This window comes from Plantactinospora sonchi (assembly GCF_036422035.1).
In the GTDB taxonomy this organism is placed as follows: Bacteria; Actinomycetota; Actinomycetes; order Mycobacteriales; family Micromonosporaceae; genus Plantactinospora; species Plantactinospora sonchi.
In genome coordinates this window covers 278,080-296,390 of the sequence record NZ_JAZGQK010000017.1, presented here as the reverse complement: position 1 = coordinate 296,390, position 18,311 = coordinate 278,080, and the positions used below count along the sequence as shown (strand labels likewise).

Sequence of the window (18,311 nt, the reverse complement as noted above, 5' to 3'; positions counted from 1 at the left end):
TTCAGGTGACGACCAGGCCGACCAGCCAGATGCCGGTGACGATCAGCGCCGCCGCCAGCTCGACGAGCAGGGCGAGCCCGACCGCCTGCAGGGCGTGCTTGGTCGACGGCCAGGCCAGTCGCGGCTCCCGGAGTCGGGCCAGCTCGGCGAGCCAGAGCCCGAGCACGAACCCGAGGATCAGGCCGATCACCGGTACGACGAAGAAGCCGACGATGCCGAGCACGCCGCCGGCGAGCAGCGACAGGTTCGACACCCCGCCCCGCTTCAGGTTGCGTCCCGGCCAGAGGTACTTGACCAGGCTGCCCAGCAGGGTGACCAGTGTCGCCAGCGCCAGTACGATCCACGGCCCGACGCCCTCGCCGTCGCCGAAGATCGACCACACCAGTACGCCGAGCCAGCACAGGATCAACCCGGGCACGATCGGCACGATCACCCCGATGACGCCGACCAGGATGGTCACGCCGCAGAGGATGGTCACGATTCCTTCGGTGTCCGTCATGTCCACACCGTCCAGCGTGCCCTATCGGGTCACGTCCCCGCGCCGTCGGGCGGCCCGTTCGGCGAGTCGGGCGGTGATGCCGTCCTCCGCGCCGGGCGCGCCGAAGTAGCGGCCCTGGGCGGCGTCGCAGCCCAGGGCGGTGAGCTGGTCGGCCTGCCCGGGCGTCTCCACCGCCTCGGCGGTCACCGACAGGCCGAGCGCGTGCGCGAGCCGGACCAGCGCGTCGACGATCCGGCCGTCGACCAGACCCTGCCGGTCGCTGGACCGGATCCCCTCGACGAACGGACCGGCGAGTTTGAGTCCGTGGATCGGCAGCCGACGCAGGTAGGCCAGATTGGAGTAGCCGGTTCCGAAGTCGTCGATCGCCAGTCGTACGCCGAGCGCGGCCAGCCGGCGCAGCGCGGGCAGCGGCTCGCCGGCGGTGGCCATCAGCGCGCTCTCGGTCAGTTCGAGTTGCAGCAGTTCGGCCGGCAGACCGGTCTGTCGCAGCACCTCGGACACGGTGCCGACGATGCCGGGGTCCCGGGCCTGCCGGGCGGCCAGGTTGACGCTGATCACCAGCCGGGCGTCGGGGAAGTCCCGGAGCCAGCGGGCGGCGGCCTCGCAGGCCCGGAGCAGTACCCAGTGGCCGAGCGGAACGATCAGTCCGGTCTCCTCGGCGAGGCCGATGAACTCGTCCGGGCCGACCAGACCCCGTTCCGGGTGCTGCCACCGGACGAGTGCCTCGGCCGCGCAGATCGACCCGTCGGCGAGGTTCACGATCGGCTGGTAGTCCACAGTGAACTCGCCGCGTTCCAGACCCACCGACATCCCGGCGACCAGGTCCTCGTTGGCCTGTTCCCGGGCCCGACGGTCCGGGTCGTAGCAGGCCACCCGGCCGCGCCCCTCGGCCTTGGCCCAGTAGAGGGTGACGTCGGCGGCCTTCATCAGGTCCGCGACGCCGGTCTCGCCGACCGGACCCGAGACGACGCCGACGCTCGCCGAGACCGACACGTGGCGGTCACCGATCCGCACCGGTTCGGCGACCGCCGCCAGCGCCGTCTCCGCCACCAGTGTGACGTCCCGGCACGCGGCGTCCTGGTCGAGCAGGATCACGAACTCGTCGCCCCCCATCCGGGCGACCAGGTGCCCCTGCCCGGCGACACGGTCGGCGAGCCGGCCGGCGACCGCCACCAGCAGTTGGTCGCCGAGATCGTGCCCGAGGTTGTCGTTGATCGCCTTGAAGCCGTCGAGGTCCAGGAAGCAGACGCCGACCTGGTCGGTCGGCCGGGCGGTGGCGAAGACCTCGCCTAGCCGGTCGAAGAACAGCGCCCGGTTCGGCAGCCCGGTCAACGGGTCGTGGGAGGCCTGGTGGCCGAGCCGTTGCTGCAGTTCGCGGCGTTCGGTGATGTCCTGCACCATGGCGACGGTGAACCGGGGGCGACCGTCGTCGTGGCGGATCAGCGAGACCGCGAGATCGGTCCAGACCACGCTGCCGTCCTTGCGGTGGTAGCGCTTCTCCAGCCGTATGCTGTCCCGCCGGCCTCCGATCAGTTCCTGGTACAGCTCCCACATCCCGGCCGCGTCGTCCGGATGGAACAGCGTGGCGACGTTGATCTGCCGAAGTTCGGTCACCGAGTAGCCGAGCAGGTCGGCGAAGGCCCGGTTGACGTCGATGATCTGCCCGTCGAGGTCGGCGATGCCGATCCCGGTCGCCGCACCGGCGAAGACGGCCCGGAACCGGGCCTCGCTGTCCCGTAGCGCCTGCTCGACCCGGTCCCGGGCGACCCAGGCGGCCCCGGCGATCCGCTCCTGCTGGCTGAAGGTCCGCTCCCGCAGGGCCCGGGCGAAACCCGCCGCCAGCGCGCCCTGCAGCGCCGGGATCCGGCGCGCCGCGACCGGCTCGGGGCAGGTCGGCAGTACCAGGTCCCGGAATCCGTCGCCGAGCGCGCGCAGTGACCAGTCGAGGATGCCCGGATCGGTGAGATGCGCGTCGACCAGGGCGCGCCCCACGTCGTACCCGGGCTGGGCGGCGAACGGTTCGGCGAGCACCGCCTGGGCGAGTCGGACGGTGTGCACGAGGAGCAGCCGCTCGCTCTCGGCCGCACTGGTCGGCACGAAGCCGAGCCGGGCCGCCTCCTGGGCCCACTGTCGCGCGTACCGCCGGGCGCCGGTGCGGCAGAACGCCTCGGTGCAGACCTCGACCGGGCTGTCCGCGTCCGGGCCGTCCTCCGGCTCCCCGGACACCTCGACACCGGCCGACGGCGGGCCGGTCACCTCGACACCGGCCGACGGCGGGCGGTCCGCGTCCGTGCCGGCGCGCGGCGGGCTGGAGGTGGACATGCTCAGCCCGCGCGGCCGTCGTTCCGGCCCACCCCACCGAACGCGCCGAGGCGCTCCGGATCGGCCGGCACCTCGGACGGGCTGTCGGGCCGCCACAGCGGCATGTGCACCAGCCCCGGCTCGACGAGGGTGAAGTCGCCGAAGAAGGCGGTGATCTCGGCCCGGGAGCGGAGCGTGATCTCGGTCGACGTCCGTGCCGAGAGCCGTTGCGCGTCGAGCATCTCCGGCGGCTGGTCCTCGTGGGTGGAGTGCGAGATGAGCAGGTAGCTGCCGGGCACCGTGGCGGCCCGCAGGGTGGCCAGGATCTCCGCCGGACGGTCGGCGTCCGGGATGAAGTGGACCACCCCGGCGAGCAGGACCGCGACCGGCCGACCAAGATCGATCACGCCGGACGCGACCGCCTCGGCGAGGATCCGTTCCGGCTCCCGCAGGTCGGCGTGGATGACCGTGGTGTACGGGTTGCCGGCCAGGATCGACCGGCTGTGCGCCACCGCGACGGGGTCGATGTCGACGTACCCGATCCGGGCCTCGGGATTTGCCGCCTGGGCGACCTCGTGCACGTTGCCGACGGTCGGGATGCCGGAGCCGATGTCGAGGAACTGGTCGATCCCCTCGGCCACCAGCATCCGCACCGCACGCCGTAGGAACGCCCGGCCGGCCCGCATGGTCTCGGCCAGGTTCGGCGTCATGCCGGCGATCTGCTCGGCGAGGCGCCGGTCGATCTCGAAGTTGTGCGCTCCGCCGAGGAAGTAGTCGTAGACCCGGGCGGCGCTGGGCCGGCTCAGGTCGATCTCCGCGGGTAGCCCGTCCGGCAGTCGCATATCCGCCTCAGCTCGTCACTCCGGCCCGTGGCCACTGGTCGGCACCACCACCTACGCGCGGGTGGCGCCGCCGACTCCACGCGCGGGTCGTGGTGATCGATGCACACTTTAGGGCCTGACCATCCGATCTTCTACCGGCCGTTTCGGCGCAGGATAGGTTTGGCCGCATGGGGTGGGTACAGGTCCGCCGGAAGGCCGGCGGAGCGGGGCCCGCCGTACCGCACCGGGAACGCGTCGTCCGGGCGACCGCCGCGTTCGCCGCGGCCGCCTGCACGATCGCCGGTACGGTCGCCGTGGTGCTCGCCGTCCGGGCCGGCCCCGGTCCGGGATTCGGCGGGTACGTCAGCGAGGCCGGCACCGGGACCGCCGGCGAGGCGCTGGTCTACCGGTCCGGGGTCTTCGGGGTCGCCGCCGGCCTGGTGCTGCTCGCCGGGGCGCTGCCGTCGACGGCGCGGATCGCGGCGGCACTGCTCGGCACCAGCGCCGCCGGTACCGTCGTCTCCGGGGCGGTGCCCTGCACCGACGGGTGTCCGCTGCCGCCGTACGAGTCGGTCGGGTTGGCCGACCTGGTGCACGGCGGCGCGAGCATCGGGGCGGTCGCCGCCGCCGTCTTCGCCATGCTGGCCCTCTGCTGGTCGCCCGGCGTCTCCCGGGCGGTACGCCGGTTCGCCGCGGTCGCCGCCGTGGTGTCGCTGCCGCTGTCGGCGACGATCGGGCTGGGCATGCTCGTCGTCGGTCGCGGCCTGCTGGTCGGGGTGGTGGAGCGGCTGCTGCTCGGCGTCGGTGTGCTCTGGCTCGGCGTGACGGCGCTGCGGGTCGGCGTCGAGCACCGGGGGGGGGCGGACCGGTCGGCCCGCCACGACCACCCCCGTGTCCGGTAGGGCGTGCTGGGCGGACAGCCCGGGTCAGGAGGTCGGACATTCAGTTCCGGTCGTCCGCGGGCGGCCGACCTGCCCGGATCGTCCGCCCACGGAGGCGCCGTCACCGGCATCCGCGGGCAGCGGCGGAGGGGGCGGAGGTGACGACGGCGGGATCGAACAGCCACTGTAAGGAGCGTCACGAAAACCCTCCCTTTCACTTCGGAGTTCGGGACCGTATAGTCATCCGGCGATGGGTAATCTCTGGTGTCTGACCGCTCGCCTGTATGTCGATCTGCGACTACAGGCCAGCGCCGGCTGTCGCGGCTGACCGCGCCCCCTGCACCACGCACCACGCCAGACCGTCACACCGCCACTGCGGAACCCACCTCCCGGCCACCCCCTCGGACCACCGGTCTCCGGCCACCCGCGACCCGTACCCACCACGTCGCGCGGACGCCTACCGACCCGGTCCGACCGGCCGGACCGAATCCCTTGGGACCTCTCCATGCTTACTGCGCTACGTAAGATTCCCTTCTCCGTACAGATCCTGCTCGGCCTGGTGCTCGGCATCGCCCTGGGCTACCTGGCCCGCGCCGGCGACGTCTCCTGGCTCGGCACCACCCTCAACACCATCGGCAGCCTCTTCGTGCAGCTGCTCCGGGTCGCCGTACCGCCGCTGGTCTTCACCGCGATCGTGGTCAGCGTGGTCAGCCTGCGCGGGGTGGCCAACGCCGCCCGGTTGGCGCTGAAGACGCTGCTCTGGTTCGCCATCACCGCGCTGATCTCGGTCGGCGTCGGAATCGGGCTCGGCCTGCTGACCAACCCGGGTCGGGGCGTCACCCTCGACCTCGGCGCCGCCAAGGAGCCGCAGCGGACCGGCTCGTGGACCGACTTCCTCACCGGACTCGTACCGACGAACGTCTTCGGCGCGTTCACCGAGAACAACGTCCTGCAGATCGTCTTCCTCGCCGTGGTCGCCGGCATCGCCGCGCTGCTGGTCGGCGCCGCCGCCGAGCCGTTCGTCGAGCTGAACCGCTCCATCCTGGCGATCGTGCAGAAGGCACTGTGGTGGCTGATCCGGCTCGCCCCGCTCGGCACCCTCGGCCTGATCGGCCACGCCGTCGAGGCGTACGGCTGGGACCTGCTGGCGCCGCTGGCCAAGTTCACCACCGCGGTCTACGTCGGCTGCGCGATCGTGCTCCTGGTGGTCTACCCGCTGGTGCTGGTCCTCGCCGGCAAACTCAACCCGCTGCGGTTCTACGCCGGCACCTGGCCGGCGATCGAACTCGCCTTCGTCTCGCGTTCGTCGATCGGCACCATGCCGGTGACCCAGCGGGCCGTGGAGCGGATCGGCGTCCCCCGCGAGTACGCCTCGTTCGCCGTCCCGTTCGGCGCCACCACCAAGATGGACGGTTGCGCCGCCATCTACCCGGCGCTGGCCGCGATCTTCGTCGCCCAGGTCTTCGGGGTGAGCCTCAGCCCCCTCGACTACCTGCTGATCGCGTTCGTCTCGGTGGTCGGCTCCGCCGCGACCGCCGGGCTGACCGGGGCCCTGGTGATGCTCACCCTGACCCTGAGCACCCTGGGGCTGCCGCTGGCCGGCGCCGGTCTGCTGCTCGCGATCGACCCGATCCTGGACATGATCCGCACCGCGACCAACGTGGCCGGTCAGGCCCTGGTCCCGACGGTGGTCGCCGCCCGGGAGGGCGTCCTGGACCGGGCCGCGTACGACGCGGCGGGCCGACGCGACCTGACCGAGGAGCCGCCGGCCGAGACCCCGGCCCGGCGGGACGACCCCGCGCCAGTCCCCGCCTGAGTGGTGAGGAGGGGGCCCTTCCTATCGTTTTCGGTATAGGAAGGGCCCCCTCCTCACACATCCGGGCGGTCCTCCCCCAGCCGAAGGAGATCCGAGATGACCGTGCTGTTCAGTCCGCTGACGCTGCGCGGCACGACCCTGCGGAACCGGATCGCGATGGCACCGATGTGCCAGTACTCGGCCGGCCCGGACGGACTGCCGACCGAGTGGCACCGGGTACACCTCGGTTCCCGTGCGGTCGGCGGGGTCGGCCTGGTGATCAGCGAGGCGACCGCGGTCGTACCGGAGGGTCGGATCAGCCCTCGGGACACCGGCCTCTGGTCGGACGCCCACGTCGACGCGTGGCGGCCGGTCACCGCGTTCGTCGCCGAGGCCGGCGCGCTGCCGGCGGTACAGCTCGCGCACGCCGGTTTCAAGGCGTCGACGTACTGGCCGTGGTCACCGGTGGCCGGCGGGGTGCCGGACGACGACGGAGGCTGGACGCCGGTCGGGCCGGGCGAGGTGCCGTTCCTGCCGACGTACCGGACACCGGCGGCGCTGGACGTCGCCGGCATCAACCGGGTGGTCGAGGCGTTCGCGCTCGCGGCGTCGCGGGCGCTGGCGGCGGGCTTCGGCGCGATCGAGGTGCACGCCGCGCACGGGTACCTGCTGCACGAGTTCCTCTCCCCGATCACCAACCACCGCACCGACGGGTACGGCGGGGACCGGGCCGGCCGGAGCCGGCTCGTCCTGGAGGTCACCCGGGCGGTCCGGGCTGCGGTCGGCGACGACGTACCGGTGCTGGTCCGGATCTCGGCCACCGACTGGGTGCCCGGCGGTTGGACGGTGCCGGACAGCGTGGCACTGGCCGGGGAGCTGGCCGCCGCCGGCGCCGACCTGATCGACTGCTCCTCCGGCGGCGCGGCCCCGAACGCCGAGGTCCCGGTCAAGCCCGGTTACCAGGTGCCGGCAGCCGCCGAGATCCGCCGCACGACCGGGGTGCCGACCGGCGCGGTGGGGCTGATCACCGAGCCGGACCATGCGGCGGCGATCGTCGCCGACGGCGAGGCCGACCTGGTGCTGCTCGGCCGGGAGCTGCTCCGCGACCCGTACTGGCCGCGCCGGGCGGCGGCGACGCTCGGCGTCCGCCTCGACCCGCCGGCCCAGTACCGGCGTGCCTGGTGAGGTTCGGCGTCCACGCGCTGAGCTGTCAGGAGGGGCCCTTCCTATACAAGATCGTTAACAGGGGGCCCTTCCTTACAGCCGTGCGTGTCAGAACAGGACGGTGGCGAAGGTGCCGACGGTGCGGAATCCGCACCGCTGGTAGACCCGGCGGGCCGGGACGTTGTAGTCGTTGACGTAGAGGCTGACGGTCGGGGCGACCCGGGCCAGCGCGTCCCGGACCACCGCCGCCATCGCCGCCGCCGCGATGCCCTGCCCGCGCCAGGCCGGATCCACCCAGACCCCCTGGACCTGGGCGGTGCGCCGGGTGACGACCGCCAGTTCGGCCTTGAAGACCACCTGGCCGTCGACGAACTTCCCGTACGCCCGGCGGGTCCGGACCAGTTCGGCGACCCGCTGCCGGTACGCCCGACCGCCGTCCTCGGCCAGCGGCGAGACCCCGACCTCCTCGGTGTACATCGCCACCGCCGCCGGGAAGAGCAGGTCGACCTCGCCCGACCGGACCGGGCGTACGTCGGGGTCCGGGTCGACCGGCGGCACCGTCTCGGTCGCCATCAGCGGCTGGTTGGGGCGTACGTCCCGGGCCGGGCCCCACTGCCCGGAGAGTCGTTCCCAGAGTCCGAGCACCCCGTCGGCGCGGCCGACGATCGACGAGCAGAGCCGGTCCTCGGCGCCGAGCGTCTCGGCGAAGGCGGCGATCGCGGCCTGGTGGGCGCAGACCGGGGTGAGTTGGCCGCCCAGCCAGCAGAGCGCCTCGATCCGGTCGCGGGAGCCGTAGCCGAGCACCCGGCCGTCGGCCCGCCACCAGGAGAGGCCGTTGGCGGCGATCCGTTCGGCCACCTGGGCGGCGGCGAAGGGATCGAGGTCGAGGATCCGCTCCACCGTGCCACGTTCGGCCTCACCGAGCTGGCGTACCGGGACCATCAGCACGTCTACCAGCCTGCCAGATCGTCAGCCCGGTGGCGGGCCGGATCACCACGCGGGCCAGGCGGGTTGGCCGCCCACCGCCTGACCGGGATGAGCGGAAACCAGGCCAACGTCCGGTGGTCGTCTGGTACGTCCGGTTCCGCTGTCGACCGTGGCCGGCTACCACCTGTCGACACATGCCACTTGAGCTGGGCATACGTTGTCGATATCAAGATCGATATGACATGTAACGCATGATTACTGTTCACCGGGCGGTGGTGTGACCGTCCGCTTGACCCGCTTAGCGTCGGAATCGATCACCTATGCGGAGGCAAGCATGTCCAGTACAGATCTGACCCGGCGCAACCTGCTCCGGGTCGGCGGGGTCGTGGCCGCCGGTGCCGCGGTCAACTTCCTGCCCGCCGTGGCGTTCGCCAACCCGCCGTCGTCCGGCACCGGTCAGCAGACCAGAACCGTCACGGGCACCTTCACCCCCAGCATCTCCGACTGGTACTACCTGCCGGTCGAGGTGCCGAAGGGCGTCAACAAGATCGAGGTCAGCTACACGTACGACAAGCCGGCCGTGCCGGGCGGCACCCGTGGCAACGCGTGCGACATCGGGATGTTCGGCCCGGAGGGGCACGACCTGGGCAACGTGAAGGGCTTCCGGGGCTGGTCGGGCGGTTTCCGCAACTCGTTCTCGATCAGCGCCACCGAGGCGACCCCGGGTTACCTGGCCGGTCCGATCAAGCCGGGCACCTGGCACGTGATCCTCGGCCCGTACACGGTCGCGCCGCAGGGCCTCAACTACTCGGTCACCATCACCCTGCACTTCGGCCCGCAGGGCGCGCCGTTCCGGGCCAACCCGGCGCCGACCAGCGCCCCGGCCCGGCAGCGCGGGCGGGCCTGGTACCGGGGCGACTGCCACCTGCACACCGTGCACTCCGACGGCCGCCGTACGCCGGACCAGCTCGTCGCCGACGCCCGCGCCGCCGGCCTCGACTTCATCGCCTCCACCGAGCACAACACGCCCAGCGCCCACCTCCAGTGGGGCGACCACGCCACCAACGACCTCCTGATCCTCAACGGTGAGGAGGTCACCACCCGCTCTGGGCACTGGCCGGCGATCGGCCTGCCGGCCGGCGAGTGGATCGACTGGCGCTACCGGGCCGGCGACCCCGCCGACTTCCGGCACTTCGTCGAGCGGGTGCACAAGCTCGGCGGCCTGGTGACCGCGGCGCACCCGTTCTCCAACTGCTTCGGCTGCACCTACGAGTTCTCGTACGAGCTCGCCGACCTGGTCGAGGTGTGGGGCGGGCCGTGGACCGACGACGACCAGGCGTCGGTCATCCACTGGGACGGGCTGCTGCGCGGTGGCAAGTTCATCCCGGCGATCGGCAACTCCGACGCGCACAACCCGGACCAGGTCGTCGCCAAGCCGCACACCGTGGTCCTCGCCGACAGCCTGCGCAAGGAGCACCTGCTCGCCGGGCTGAAGGCCGGCCGTTCCTGGCTGGCCGAGTCGTCCGCCGTGCAGCTCTCCTTCACCGCGAGCGTCCCCGGCCGTACCGCCGACATCGGTGGCCGGCTGCCGGTGGAGATCGGTACCCCGGTGACCGTCACCGCCGTGGTCGGCGGAGTGCCCGGGACGACCGTGACGATCCTCGACCAGCTCGGCCCCGAGCACAGCGAGACGGTGCCGGAGTCGGGCGTCGCCACGGTGAGCTGGACGACGTACCCGCGCTACAGCCGCTGGGTACGCGCCGAGGTGCGCCGCCCCACCGCCGGGTCGACCCCGCTCACCGCGCCGATGGTCGCGATGACCAATCCGATCTTCCTCGGCCGGGACTGACCACCGCCGCGCCGTACCCCTGCCGGACCGTTCCGACCCGGTAGGGGTACGGCCCCGCCGGCCGAGTCGTCGGCCCGGTGGCGGCCCCGGATCACCGGGGACGGGCCGGACCGGACGGCGAGGGCTCCCCTGGTCGGTCACCTCGCCGCGCTCAGACCGCCCCGGCCGGGGACGGGTTGGTCTCCTGCTCCGCCGGCCGGGTCCGGGCCGCCCAACGAACCACCGGCGGGACCAGGGCGCCGAGTACGACAAACAGTCCACCCAGCACCAGCCACCCCGGTACGCCCCAGCCGATCGCCAGGGTGGTCACCACCGCCGGGGCGAGCATCCCGCCGACCTGCATCCCCATCCCGTACGCGCCCTGGTACTGCCCGTGGGCGTCGGCCGGGGCGAGCCCGAACGAGATGCCCCAGCCGGCCGCCGAGTGCCACAGTTCGCCGATGACGTGCACCAGCGCGCCGAGCAGCAGCAGTACGACCGCGCCGCCGGCCGGTACGCCGCCACTGACGGCGAAGAGGACGCAGGCCAGAGCGATCGCCAGTCCGGCCCGGCGGGAGGCCCGGGCGGCGCCGCCGAGGTCCTCGGTGCCCCGGGAGGCGCGGACCTGGAAGAGCACCACCATCGTGGTGTTGACCAGGAAGAGGGCGGAGACGAGCCAGCGGGGTGCCGTGGTGTGTCCGGCGACCCAGAGCGGCAGCGCGATGTTGAGCAGCCCGAAGTGCATCGACATCAGCCCGTCGAGCGCGGTGAAGGCGAGGAACGGCCGGTCCCGCAGCGCGACGAGCCGGGGGCCGGAGATCGGTGCCGGGGTCGGTGGCAGGGCGGCGAGCCGGGTGGTGATCGCGGCGGCCGCGAGGTAGCTGACCGCGTCGACCAGGATCAGTGTGACGTACCCGGCCCGGGTGTCGACGGCGATGCCGAACCCGGCGGCCACGGCGCCGACCGAGATTCCGACGTTGGTGGTGGCCCGCAGGTAGGCGCGGGTGCGGACCCGCTGGTCGGCGGGGACGGATCCAGCGATGAGCGCGCCCCGGGCGCCCCGGTTGGCCGCGTCGGTGATCGCGACGACGGCACCGACCAGCAGGAACTGCGGGAAGGACCGGACGGCGATGAGCGCGACACTGCATCCCGCGGAGGCGACCAGTGCGGTGATCTGGATGCCGCGGGGGCCGTACCGGTCGGCGAGGTAGCCCATCGGGGTGCTGGCGAGCAGGCCGATCGCGGCGGTCATGGTGAGGCCGAGGCCGACCTCGGCCACCGAGAGTCCGACCGAGCGGGTCAGGAAGAGCGCGCTGGCGGTGAGCCAGATGCCGCGCCCGATGGTGTTGACCAGGGTGGCGAGCGTGAGGATCCGGGCCGCGCCCGGAGCGGGTAGGAGCTGCACGCCACCGATCTAACAAGTACGTACGTACGGTTTGCTAGACGGGTGTATCCTGGGTCACACCTCTACGCGGAGTCCCGGACCACCAGTTCGGTGGGGAGGATGACCGCCGCGTGCGCGTCCCCGGCCAGGTGGTTCAACAGCAGTCGGACCATCTCGGCGCTGAGCCGGGCCCAGGGCTGCCGGATCGTGGTCAGCCCGGGCACCGAGGTGCTGGCCACCTTCGAGTCGTCGAACCCGCCGACCGCGACGTCGTCCGGAACCCGGCGCCCCGCCCGGTGCAGCGCGGCGATCGCGCCGACCGCCATCAGGTCCGAGGCGACAAAAACCGCGTCCAGGTCGGGCACCTGACGCAGCAGCCGCTCCATCGCCTCAGCGCCGCCGTCGTGGCTGTAGTCGCCGGTCACCACCAGGCGCGGGTCGACCTCACCCAGCACGTCGCGGTAGCCGGCGAGCCGGTCCACCCCACCCGAGGTGTCCAGCGGCCCGGTGATGGTGGCGATCCTCTTCCGTCCCCGGGACCCGAGGTAGCTGACCATCTGCCGGGCGCCACCCCGGTCGTCCGCCGCGACGTAGCTGACGTCCCGCTCCCGGCCCAACGGCCGTCCGCAGGCCACGAACGGCAGCCCGCGGGCCTCCAGGTCGTCCAGCAGCGGACTGCCGGCATGACTGGAGATCACCAGGGCGCCGTCGACGTGCCCGGCGGTGACGTACCGGCCGACCCGCTTGCGGTCCTCGTGGGTGCCGGCGATGGTCAGCAGCAGCGTGATGTCGTGCTCGGCCAGCTCCTGGGTGCAGCCCCGGAGCAGGATGTTGAAGTTCGGGTCCTCGAAGAGCCGGTCCTGCGGCTCGGAGAGGATGAACGCCACCGAGTCGGAGCGCTGGGTGACCAGGCTGCGGGCGTGCTGGTTGACCACGTACCCGGTCTTCCGGATCGCCCGGCGCACCGCGTCCAGGGCCGGACCGCTGACGTTGTGCCCGCCGTTGAGCACCCGGGAGACGGTGCCCCGGGAGACTCCGGCCACCGCCGCCACGTCGTCCATGGTGGGGCGGGGCCGGGTACGGCGGGCGCGGTTGCGTTCGGGCGCGGTCACCCTGTCATTGTCCCCGGGCCGGCGGACGGCGGTGTTCTCCGCCCTTGTGACACGCCTCGCCCCCTCCCCCGCCCCCGTCGACCCGCCCCGTGCCCATCCACCGGCCTCCGGCTACGCCTTCACCGAGCCGGAAAGCAGGTCGATCCGCCAGTACCGCTGCATCGACAGGAAGAGCGCCACCAGCGGAATGATCGACAGCAGCGAACCGGTGATCACCAGCCGGTACAGCGCCGGCGTGGTCGAACCCTGGTTGAGCAGCGTGTAGAGGCCGAGGGTGACCGGGAACTTGTCGTCGTCGGCGAGCATGATGAACGGCAGCAGGAAGTTGTTCCAGATGGCCACGAACTGGAACAGGAACACGGTGATCAGCCCGGGCACCATCATCGGCAGCGCCACCCGGCGGAAGATGCCGAACTCGCTGGCGCCGTCCACCCGGGCCGCCTCGATCACCGAGTCCGGCACCGCCGCCGCCGCGTAGATCCGGGCCAGGTAGATCCCGTACGGGCTGACGATGCTCGGCAGCAGCACCGACCAGTACGTGTCGGTCAGCCCCACCTTGGCGAGCAGCAGGTACTGCGGCACGGCCAGCGTGATACCCGGCACGAGCACCCCGGCGAGCAGCACGTTGAACACCACCGACCGGCCGGCGAACCGGAACTTCGCCAGCGTGTACCCGCTGAGCCCGGAGACCATCGCGGAGAGCACCGCGCCGACCCCGGCGTAGAGCGCGGTGTTCAGCATCCACCGCCAGAACAGCCCGTCGCCGTACGTCGACAGGTCGGTCAGGTTCGTCATCAGCGAGTCGCCGGGGGCGAAGGTGAAGCTGGTGAAGAGCGTCGACCCGCTCTTGGTCGAGGCGACCACCACCCAGAGCACCGGGAGCAGGCAGTACACCGCCCCGATCAGCAGGATCGCGGTCGGCACCAGCCTCGACCAGAGCGGCCCGGTCGGCCGGCCGCCGCCGGTGTCGCCGTGCGCCGCTGCCCCGGTCGGTGCGGCGGTTGCCACGCTGCTGGTGACCATCTCAGCGCTCCTGTCCGAAGGCCCGGTTCTGCACCAACCGCAGGAAGCCGAAGGAGAGCACCAGGGTGATGCCGGCGATCAGCACCGAGGTGGCCGCCGCCGCGTACGGGTCGTCGGTGCTGAACGCGTCCCGGTAGACCTTCATCAGCGGGGTCCAGGTCGAGGAGATCGAGTTGGTCAACGGGCGCAGCGCCAGCGGCTCGACGAACACCTGCAGGGTGGCGATCATGCTGAACACCGTGGTCATCACGAGCGCCGGCAGCAGCAGGGGGACCTTGATCCGCAGCGCGATCTGCACCTCGGAACAGCCGTCGAGCCGGGCCGACTCGTAGAGTTCCGGCGGGATCGCCCGCAGCGCGGTGTAGAGCACGATCATGTTGAACCCGATCCCGCCCCAGAGCGCGATGTTGACCACCGCGAAGAAGACGCTGCCCGCGTCGAGCAGGTCCGGTTCGGGCAACCCCACCCACGCCAGTACGTCGTTGACCGGGCTGGTCGCCGGCAGGTAGAGGAAGCCCCAGAGCAGGCTGGCGATGATCGCCGGCACCGCGTACGGCAGGAAGATCGAGGTACGGGCGAACCGGCCGAACCGGGCCCGGGGCCGGTCCAGCAGCAGGGCGAAGAGCAGTGCCAGCCCGAGCATCGTCGGCACCAGCAGCGCACCGTAGCCGAGCACCCGCAGCGCACCGGACCAGAGTTCCGAGTCGCCGATCGCGGTCCGGTAGTTCTCCAGCCCGGCGAAGATCTCGGTCCGGGCGCCCCGGCCGAGACCCAGCCCGGAGACCCGTACCTTGCGCAGGCTGAGATATCCGGCGTACCCGATCGGCACGATGACGAAGAGCGCGAAGAGGATCACCGCCGGGGCGAGGAAGGCGTACGGCGCAGCCGTACGCCTTCCCCGGCGGCCGACCCGGGTGGTGGCCGTGGACATCAACTCTCCGTTCCGGTGGGTCGCCGGAGACGTCGCGCCGCGTGCGCGGGCGTCGCCGGGCCGGCGGGCGGCGGTCAGCCGGCGATGGTGAAGCCGTTCTTGCGCATGTCGTCCACGGTCGCCGTCTGCATCGCGTCGACCGCCGCGCTGAACGGGGTCTTCTGGCTGATCGCCTTGGCGAACTCGTCCTGGTAGACCTGGTAGGTCACGTTGACGTTCGGCCCCCAGGTGACCCCGGCGGCGGTCTCGGCGATCTGCTTGGTCAACGGGTAGAAATCGGCCTGGTTGGCGAAGAAGGCCGGCGGCTGGGCCAGCGCGGACCCGGTCTGGGCGTCCCGGGCTGCCGGGTAGACCGCGGCTTCCCGGACCAGCATGCTGGTCGCGGTCGGGTCGGTGTTGAGCCAGGTGGCGAACTTGACCGCGGCCGTCTTGTGCTTGGACGCGGCGGTGACGCCGGTCGACGAGCCGCCCCAGTTGCCGGTCCGGTTCTCGCCCGCGGTCCACTGTGGCAGTGGCGCCATCGCCCACTTGCCTTTGGTGTCGGGCGCGTTGCCGGCCAGTACGCCCGGCGCCCAGACCGCGCTGGGCCAGGCGAGCAGGGTGCCGTCGTTGAGCGCCTTGTTCCACTCCGGGGTGTACATCGGCTTGCCGTCGACCACACCCTCGGCGACCAGGCCGCCCCAGTAGTCGGCGACCTTCTTCGTCGCGGCGTCGTTGACGCTGACCCGCCAGGACTCGCCCTCGATCCCCCACCAGGCCGCCCCGGCCTGCTGGGTCAGACCGGCGAACCAGCCGGGGTCGGTGGCGGAGAAGGTGGTCAGCAGGTGTTTGTCGGTCTTGCCGCGCAGCGTACGGGCGGTCTGGGCGAACTCGTCCCAGGTCTTCGGCACGGTCAGACCGAACCGCTCGAACAGGTCGCTGCGGTAGTAGAGCATCATCGGCGCGGCGTCCTGCGGGATCGCGTACACCGCGTCGGTGCCGAGCGTGACCTGCTGCCAGGTCCCCTCGGCGAACCGGTCCTTCACCTGGTTGGCCTGCCCCGCGATGTCGGCGAGCACGTCGTTGCTGACCAGCGTCGGCAGTGCCTGGTACTCCACCTGAGCGAGGTCCGGCGGGTTACCGGCCTTGGCGGCGGTGAGCAGCTTGGTGACGATGTCCGCGCCCCCGGCCTGCTTGCTGAGCGTCACCTTCATGTCGGGGTTGTCGGCGTTCCACCTGTCGACGACCTTCTCGATGTTCGGCGCCCAGGACCAGAAGCTCAACTCGACCGGGCCGGTCGGCTCCTCGGGTTCCTCATTCGACGTGGAGGTGCAGGCGGCGACCAGGCTGGCGGTGAGCGCCAACGTCAGGATCTTCCCGCCGAGCGAACGGGTCATCTCAACCTCTCGGTTTCCGGGGTGTCATCGGGTGGTGATCAACCAGAAACATCTGTGAGCGCTCACAGTGTTGGTCGCACGATCACTCATGTCAAGGGCGCCTACAGGCCTTGTTGTCCTTGTAGATCCGTGTGTCATCATGCGCTCTACCGTTGGGAGCGCGCACAGTTCGGAGATTCCCGCATGAGTCAGACCCCGCATCTCGTGGCCGCCGCCGAGGGTGTCCCGGCCAGCACACTGGCCCCGTCCGGGCCGCTGCCCCGGTTGGACCGCCTGGCGTACGGCGGCGACTACAACCCCGAACAGTGGCCGGAACACGTCTGGGCCGAGGACGTCGAGTTGATGCGGACCGCCGGGGTGAACCTGGTCAGCGTCGGGATCTTCTCCTGGGCCCTGCTGGAGCCGGCCGAGGGACGCTTCGAGTTCGGCTGGCTCGACCGGCTGCTCGACCTGCTGCACGCCGGCGGGATCGCGGTCGACCTGGCCACCCCGACCGCCGTACCGCCGGCCTGGTTCCGCCGGCGGTACCCCCAGGCGCGGCTGGTCGGCCCGGACGGCACGGTGCTCGGCGGCGGGGCCCGGCAGTCGTTCTGCCCCAGCTCACCCGCGTACGCCGAGGCGAGCGCCCGGATCACCGAACAGCTCGCCCGCCGCTACGCCGACCACCCGTCCCTGGTGCTGTGGCACTCGCACAACGAGTACGGCGGGGTCAACGCGGCCTGCTACTGCGCCACCTCGGCGGCGGCGTTCCGGGACTGGCTGCGCCAGCGGTACGTCGACGACCTGGACCGGCTCAACGATGCCTGGGGCACCACCTTCTGGGGCCAGCGCTACGGCGACTGGGCCGAGATCGAACCGCCGACCACCGCCCCGACCGCGGTCAACCCGGCGCAGCGGCTCGACTTCCTGCGCTTCTGCTCCGACGCGCATCTGGCGAACTTCCGCCGGGAGCGGGACATCCTGCACCGCCTGGCCCCCGGCGTCCCGGTGACCACCAACTTCATGCTCGCCAACTGCAAGTGGATGGACTACTGGCGCTGGGCGCCCGAGGTGGACGTGGTCTCCAACGACCACTACCTGCGGGCCGAGGAGCCGGACAACCACATCGAGCTGGCGATGTGTGCCGACCTGACCCGGGCGGTCGCCGGCGGCCGACCCTGGCTGTTGATGGAACACTCCACCTCGGCGGTGAACTGGCAGCCGCGCAACCTCGCGAAACGCCCGGGCGAGCTACGCCGCAACAGCCTGGCCCACCTGGCCCGGGGCGCCGAGTCGGTGCTCTTCTTCCAGTGGCGGGCGGCCCGGTTCGGCGCGGAGAAGTTCCACTCGGCGATGCTGCCGCACGGCGGCACCGACACCCGGGTCTGGCGGGAGGTCGTGACGCTCGGGGCCGAGCTGCCCCGACTGGAGGCGCTGCGCGGCACCCGGGTGCTCGCCGACGTCGCGGTGCTCTGGGACTGGGAGTCCTGGTGGGCGTTGGAACTCGACTGGCGTCCGTCGGTCGACCTCGACCACCGGGAGCGGATGGCGGCCTACTACGAGCGGTTGTGGCGGGACGGGGTCACCGTCGACTTCGCCCATCCGGAGGGCGCACTCGACCACTACCGGCTGGTGGTCGTACCGAACCTGTATCTGACCACGCCGGCCGCCGCGGAGAACCTCCGCCGGTACGTCGCCGCCGGCGGGACGGTGCTGGTCTCGTACTTCTCCGGGATCGTGGACGGCAACGACGCGGTGCACCCGGGCGGGTTCCCGGGCGCGCTGCGGGAGCTGCTGGGTCTGACCGTGGAGGAGTTCCTGCCGCTGCGGGCCGGCGAGACGGTACGTCTCACCTCGCCCGAGGTGGGCGGTGAGTTGGTCGGGGACGTCTGGGCCGAGGCGGTCGTACCGCACGGGGCCGAGGTGCAGCTGTCCTACCTGGACGGTCCGGCCGCCGGCCGACCCGCGGTCACCCGACACGTCCTCGGTGCCGGCTCCGCCTGGTACGTCTCCACCCGACTCGACGCGGCCAACCTGGCGCCGGTGCTGCGGGTGGCGTACCGGGACGCCGGCCTGGTCCCGCCGGACGGGGTGCCGGAGGGCGTGGAACTCGTCCACCGCGAGGGGGTCGACGGCAGCCGCTTCCTGGTCGCGATCAACCACACCGAGCGGGACGTGGAGTTGCCGCTGACCGGCACCGACCTGGTCGACGACACCTCGTACGACGGCCTGCTGCTCCTACCCGCCGGTCAGGTACGCGCGCTGCGTACCTGACCGCTCCCGCGTCACC

The 18,311-nt window shown here is 71.9% G+C and carries 14 protein-coding genes; 5 read left to right on the top strand and 9 right to left on the bottom strand.

All coding sequences use genetic code 11. The annotated features are described in order from the left end of the window. Position 1: 1 nt before the first annotated feature. The 3 genes from V1633_RS21395 to V1633_RS21385 are packed head-to-tail and all read right to left on the bottom strand — an operon-like array spanning position 2 to position 3,642. Positions 2-499 carry a DUF456 domain-containing protein gene (locus V1633_RS21395; RefSeq protein WP_331216144.1) on the bottom strand — a complete coding sequence of 166 codons (498 nt, stop codon included), beginning with the start codon at positions 497-499 and terminating at the stop codon, positions 2-4. Between the two features lie 21 nt (positions 500-520). Further along, positions 521-2,821 (bottom strand): putative bifunctional diguanylate cyclase/phosphodiesterase, encoded by a 2,301-nt coding sequence (locus V1633_RS21390; RefSeq protein WP_331216143.1) that lies wholly within the window; start codon positions 2,819-2,821, stop codon positions 521-523. Positions 2,822-2,823: 2 nt separating this feature from the next. Further along, entirely contained in the window at positions 2,824-3,642 is an 819-nt protein-coding gene (locus V1633_RS21385; protein ID WP_331216142.1) for an SAM-dependent methyltransferase, read from the bottom strand. A 167-nt stretch (positions 3,643-3,809) separates the two neighbouring features. Here V1633_RS21385 and V1633_RS21380 point away from each other — a divergent pair, with 167 nt between their 5' ends. From V1633_RS21380 to V1633_RS21370, 3 genes are all read left to right on the top strand, one after another. Continuing rightward, positions 3,810-4,523 carry a DUF998 domain-containing protein gene (locus V1633_RS21380; RefSeq protein WP_331216141.1) on the top strand — a complete coding sequence of 238 codons (714 nt, stop codon included), beginning with the start codon at positions 3,810-3,812 and terminating at the stop codon, positions 4,521-4,523. Between the two features lie 484 nt (positions 4,524-5,007). After that, positions 5,008-6,318: a dicarboxylate/amino acid:cation symporter gene (locus V1633_RS21375; protein WP_331216140.1), complete on the top strand. Its 1,311-nt coding sequence runs from the start codon at positions 5,008-5,010 to the stop codon at positions 6,316-6,318. A gap of 96 nt (positions 6,319-6,414) precedes the next feature. Continuing rightward, positions 6,415-7,482, top strand: a complete 1,068-nt coding sequence (locus tag V1633_RS21370) for an NADH:flavin oxidoreductase/NADH oxidase (protein ID WP_331216139.1) — start codon at positions 6,415-6,417, stop codon at positions 7,480-7,482. 87 nt (positions 7,483-7,569) lie between these two features. On the opposite strand, the gene V1633_RS21365 is transcribed toward V1633_RS21370, so the two are convergent. Next, entirely contained in the window at positions 7,570-8,409 is an 840-nt protein-coding gene (locus V1633_RS21365) for a GNAT family N-acetyltransferase (RefSeq protein WP_331216138.1), read from the bottom strand. A 313-nt stretch (positions 8,410-8,722) separates the two neighbouring features. On the opposite strand from V1633_RS21365, the gene V1633_RS21360 reads away from it, so the two are divergent. After that, positions 8,723-10,237 (top strand): CehA/McbA family metallohydrolase, encoded by a 1,515-nt coding sequence (locus V1633_RS21360; RefSeq protein ID WP_331216137.1) that lies wholly within the window; start codon positions 8,723-8,725, stop codon positions 10,235-10,237. Positions 10,238-10,388: 151 nt separating this feature from the next. On the opposite strand, the gene V1633_RS21355 is transcribed toward V1633_RS21360, so the two are convergent. The 5 genes from V1633_RS21355 to V1633_RS21335 all read right to left on the bottom strand — a co-directional run bounded on the left by V1633_RS21355 (position 10,389) and on the right by V1633_RS21335 (position 16,042). Beyond that, positions 10,389-11,621, bottom strand: coding sequence for an MFS transporter (locus V1633_RS21355; RefSeq protein ID WP_331216136.1), 1,233 nt, complete (start codon positions 11,619-11,621; stop codon positions 10,389-10,391). A gap of 62 nt (positions 11,622-11,683) precedes the next feature. Further along, the gene (locus V1633_RS21350; RefSeq protein WP_331216135.1) at positions 11,684-12,712 is read right to left on the bottom strand and encodes a LacI family DNA-binding transcriptional regulator; all 1,029 of its coding nucleotides are present in this window, start codon (positions 12,710-12,712) and stop codon (positions 11,684-11,686) included. Between the two features lie 111 nt (positions 12,713-12,823). Then, the gene (locus V1633_RS21345; RefSeq protein ID WP_331216134.1) at positions 12,824-13,735 is read right to left on the bottom strand and encodes a carbohydrate ABC transporter permease; all 912 of its coding nucleotides are present in this window, start codon (positions 13,733-13,735) and stop codon (positions 12,824-12,826) included. Between the two features lies 1 nt (position 13,736). Beyond that, positions 13,737-14,666, bottom strand: coding sequence for a carbohydrate ABC transporter permease (locus V1633_RS21340; protein WP_331216133.1), 930 nt, complete (start codon positions 14,664-14,666; stop codon positions 13,737-13,739). 74 nt (positions 14,667-14,740) lie between these two features. After that, complete coding sequence (locus tag V1633_RS21335) at positions 14,741-16,042, bottom strand: ABC transporter substrate-binding protein (protein WP_331216132.1); 1,302 nt, start codon at positions 16,040-16,042, stop codon at positions 14,741-14,743. 183 nt (positions 16,043-16,225) lie between these two features. On the opposite strand from V1633_RS21335, the gene V1633_RS21330 reads away from it, so the two are divergent. Next, positions 16,226-18,295, top strand: coding sequence for a beta-galactosidase (locus tag V1633_RS21330; protein ID WP_331216131.1), 2,070 nt, complete (start codon positions 16,226-16,228; stop codon positions 18,293-18,295). The last annotated feature ends 16 nt before the right edge of the window (positions 18,296-18,311 follow it).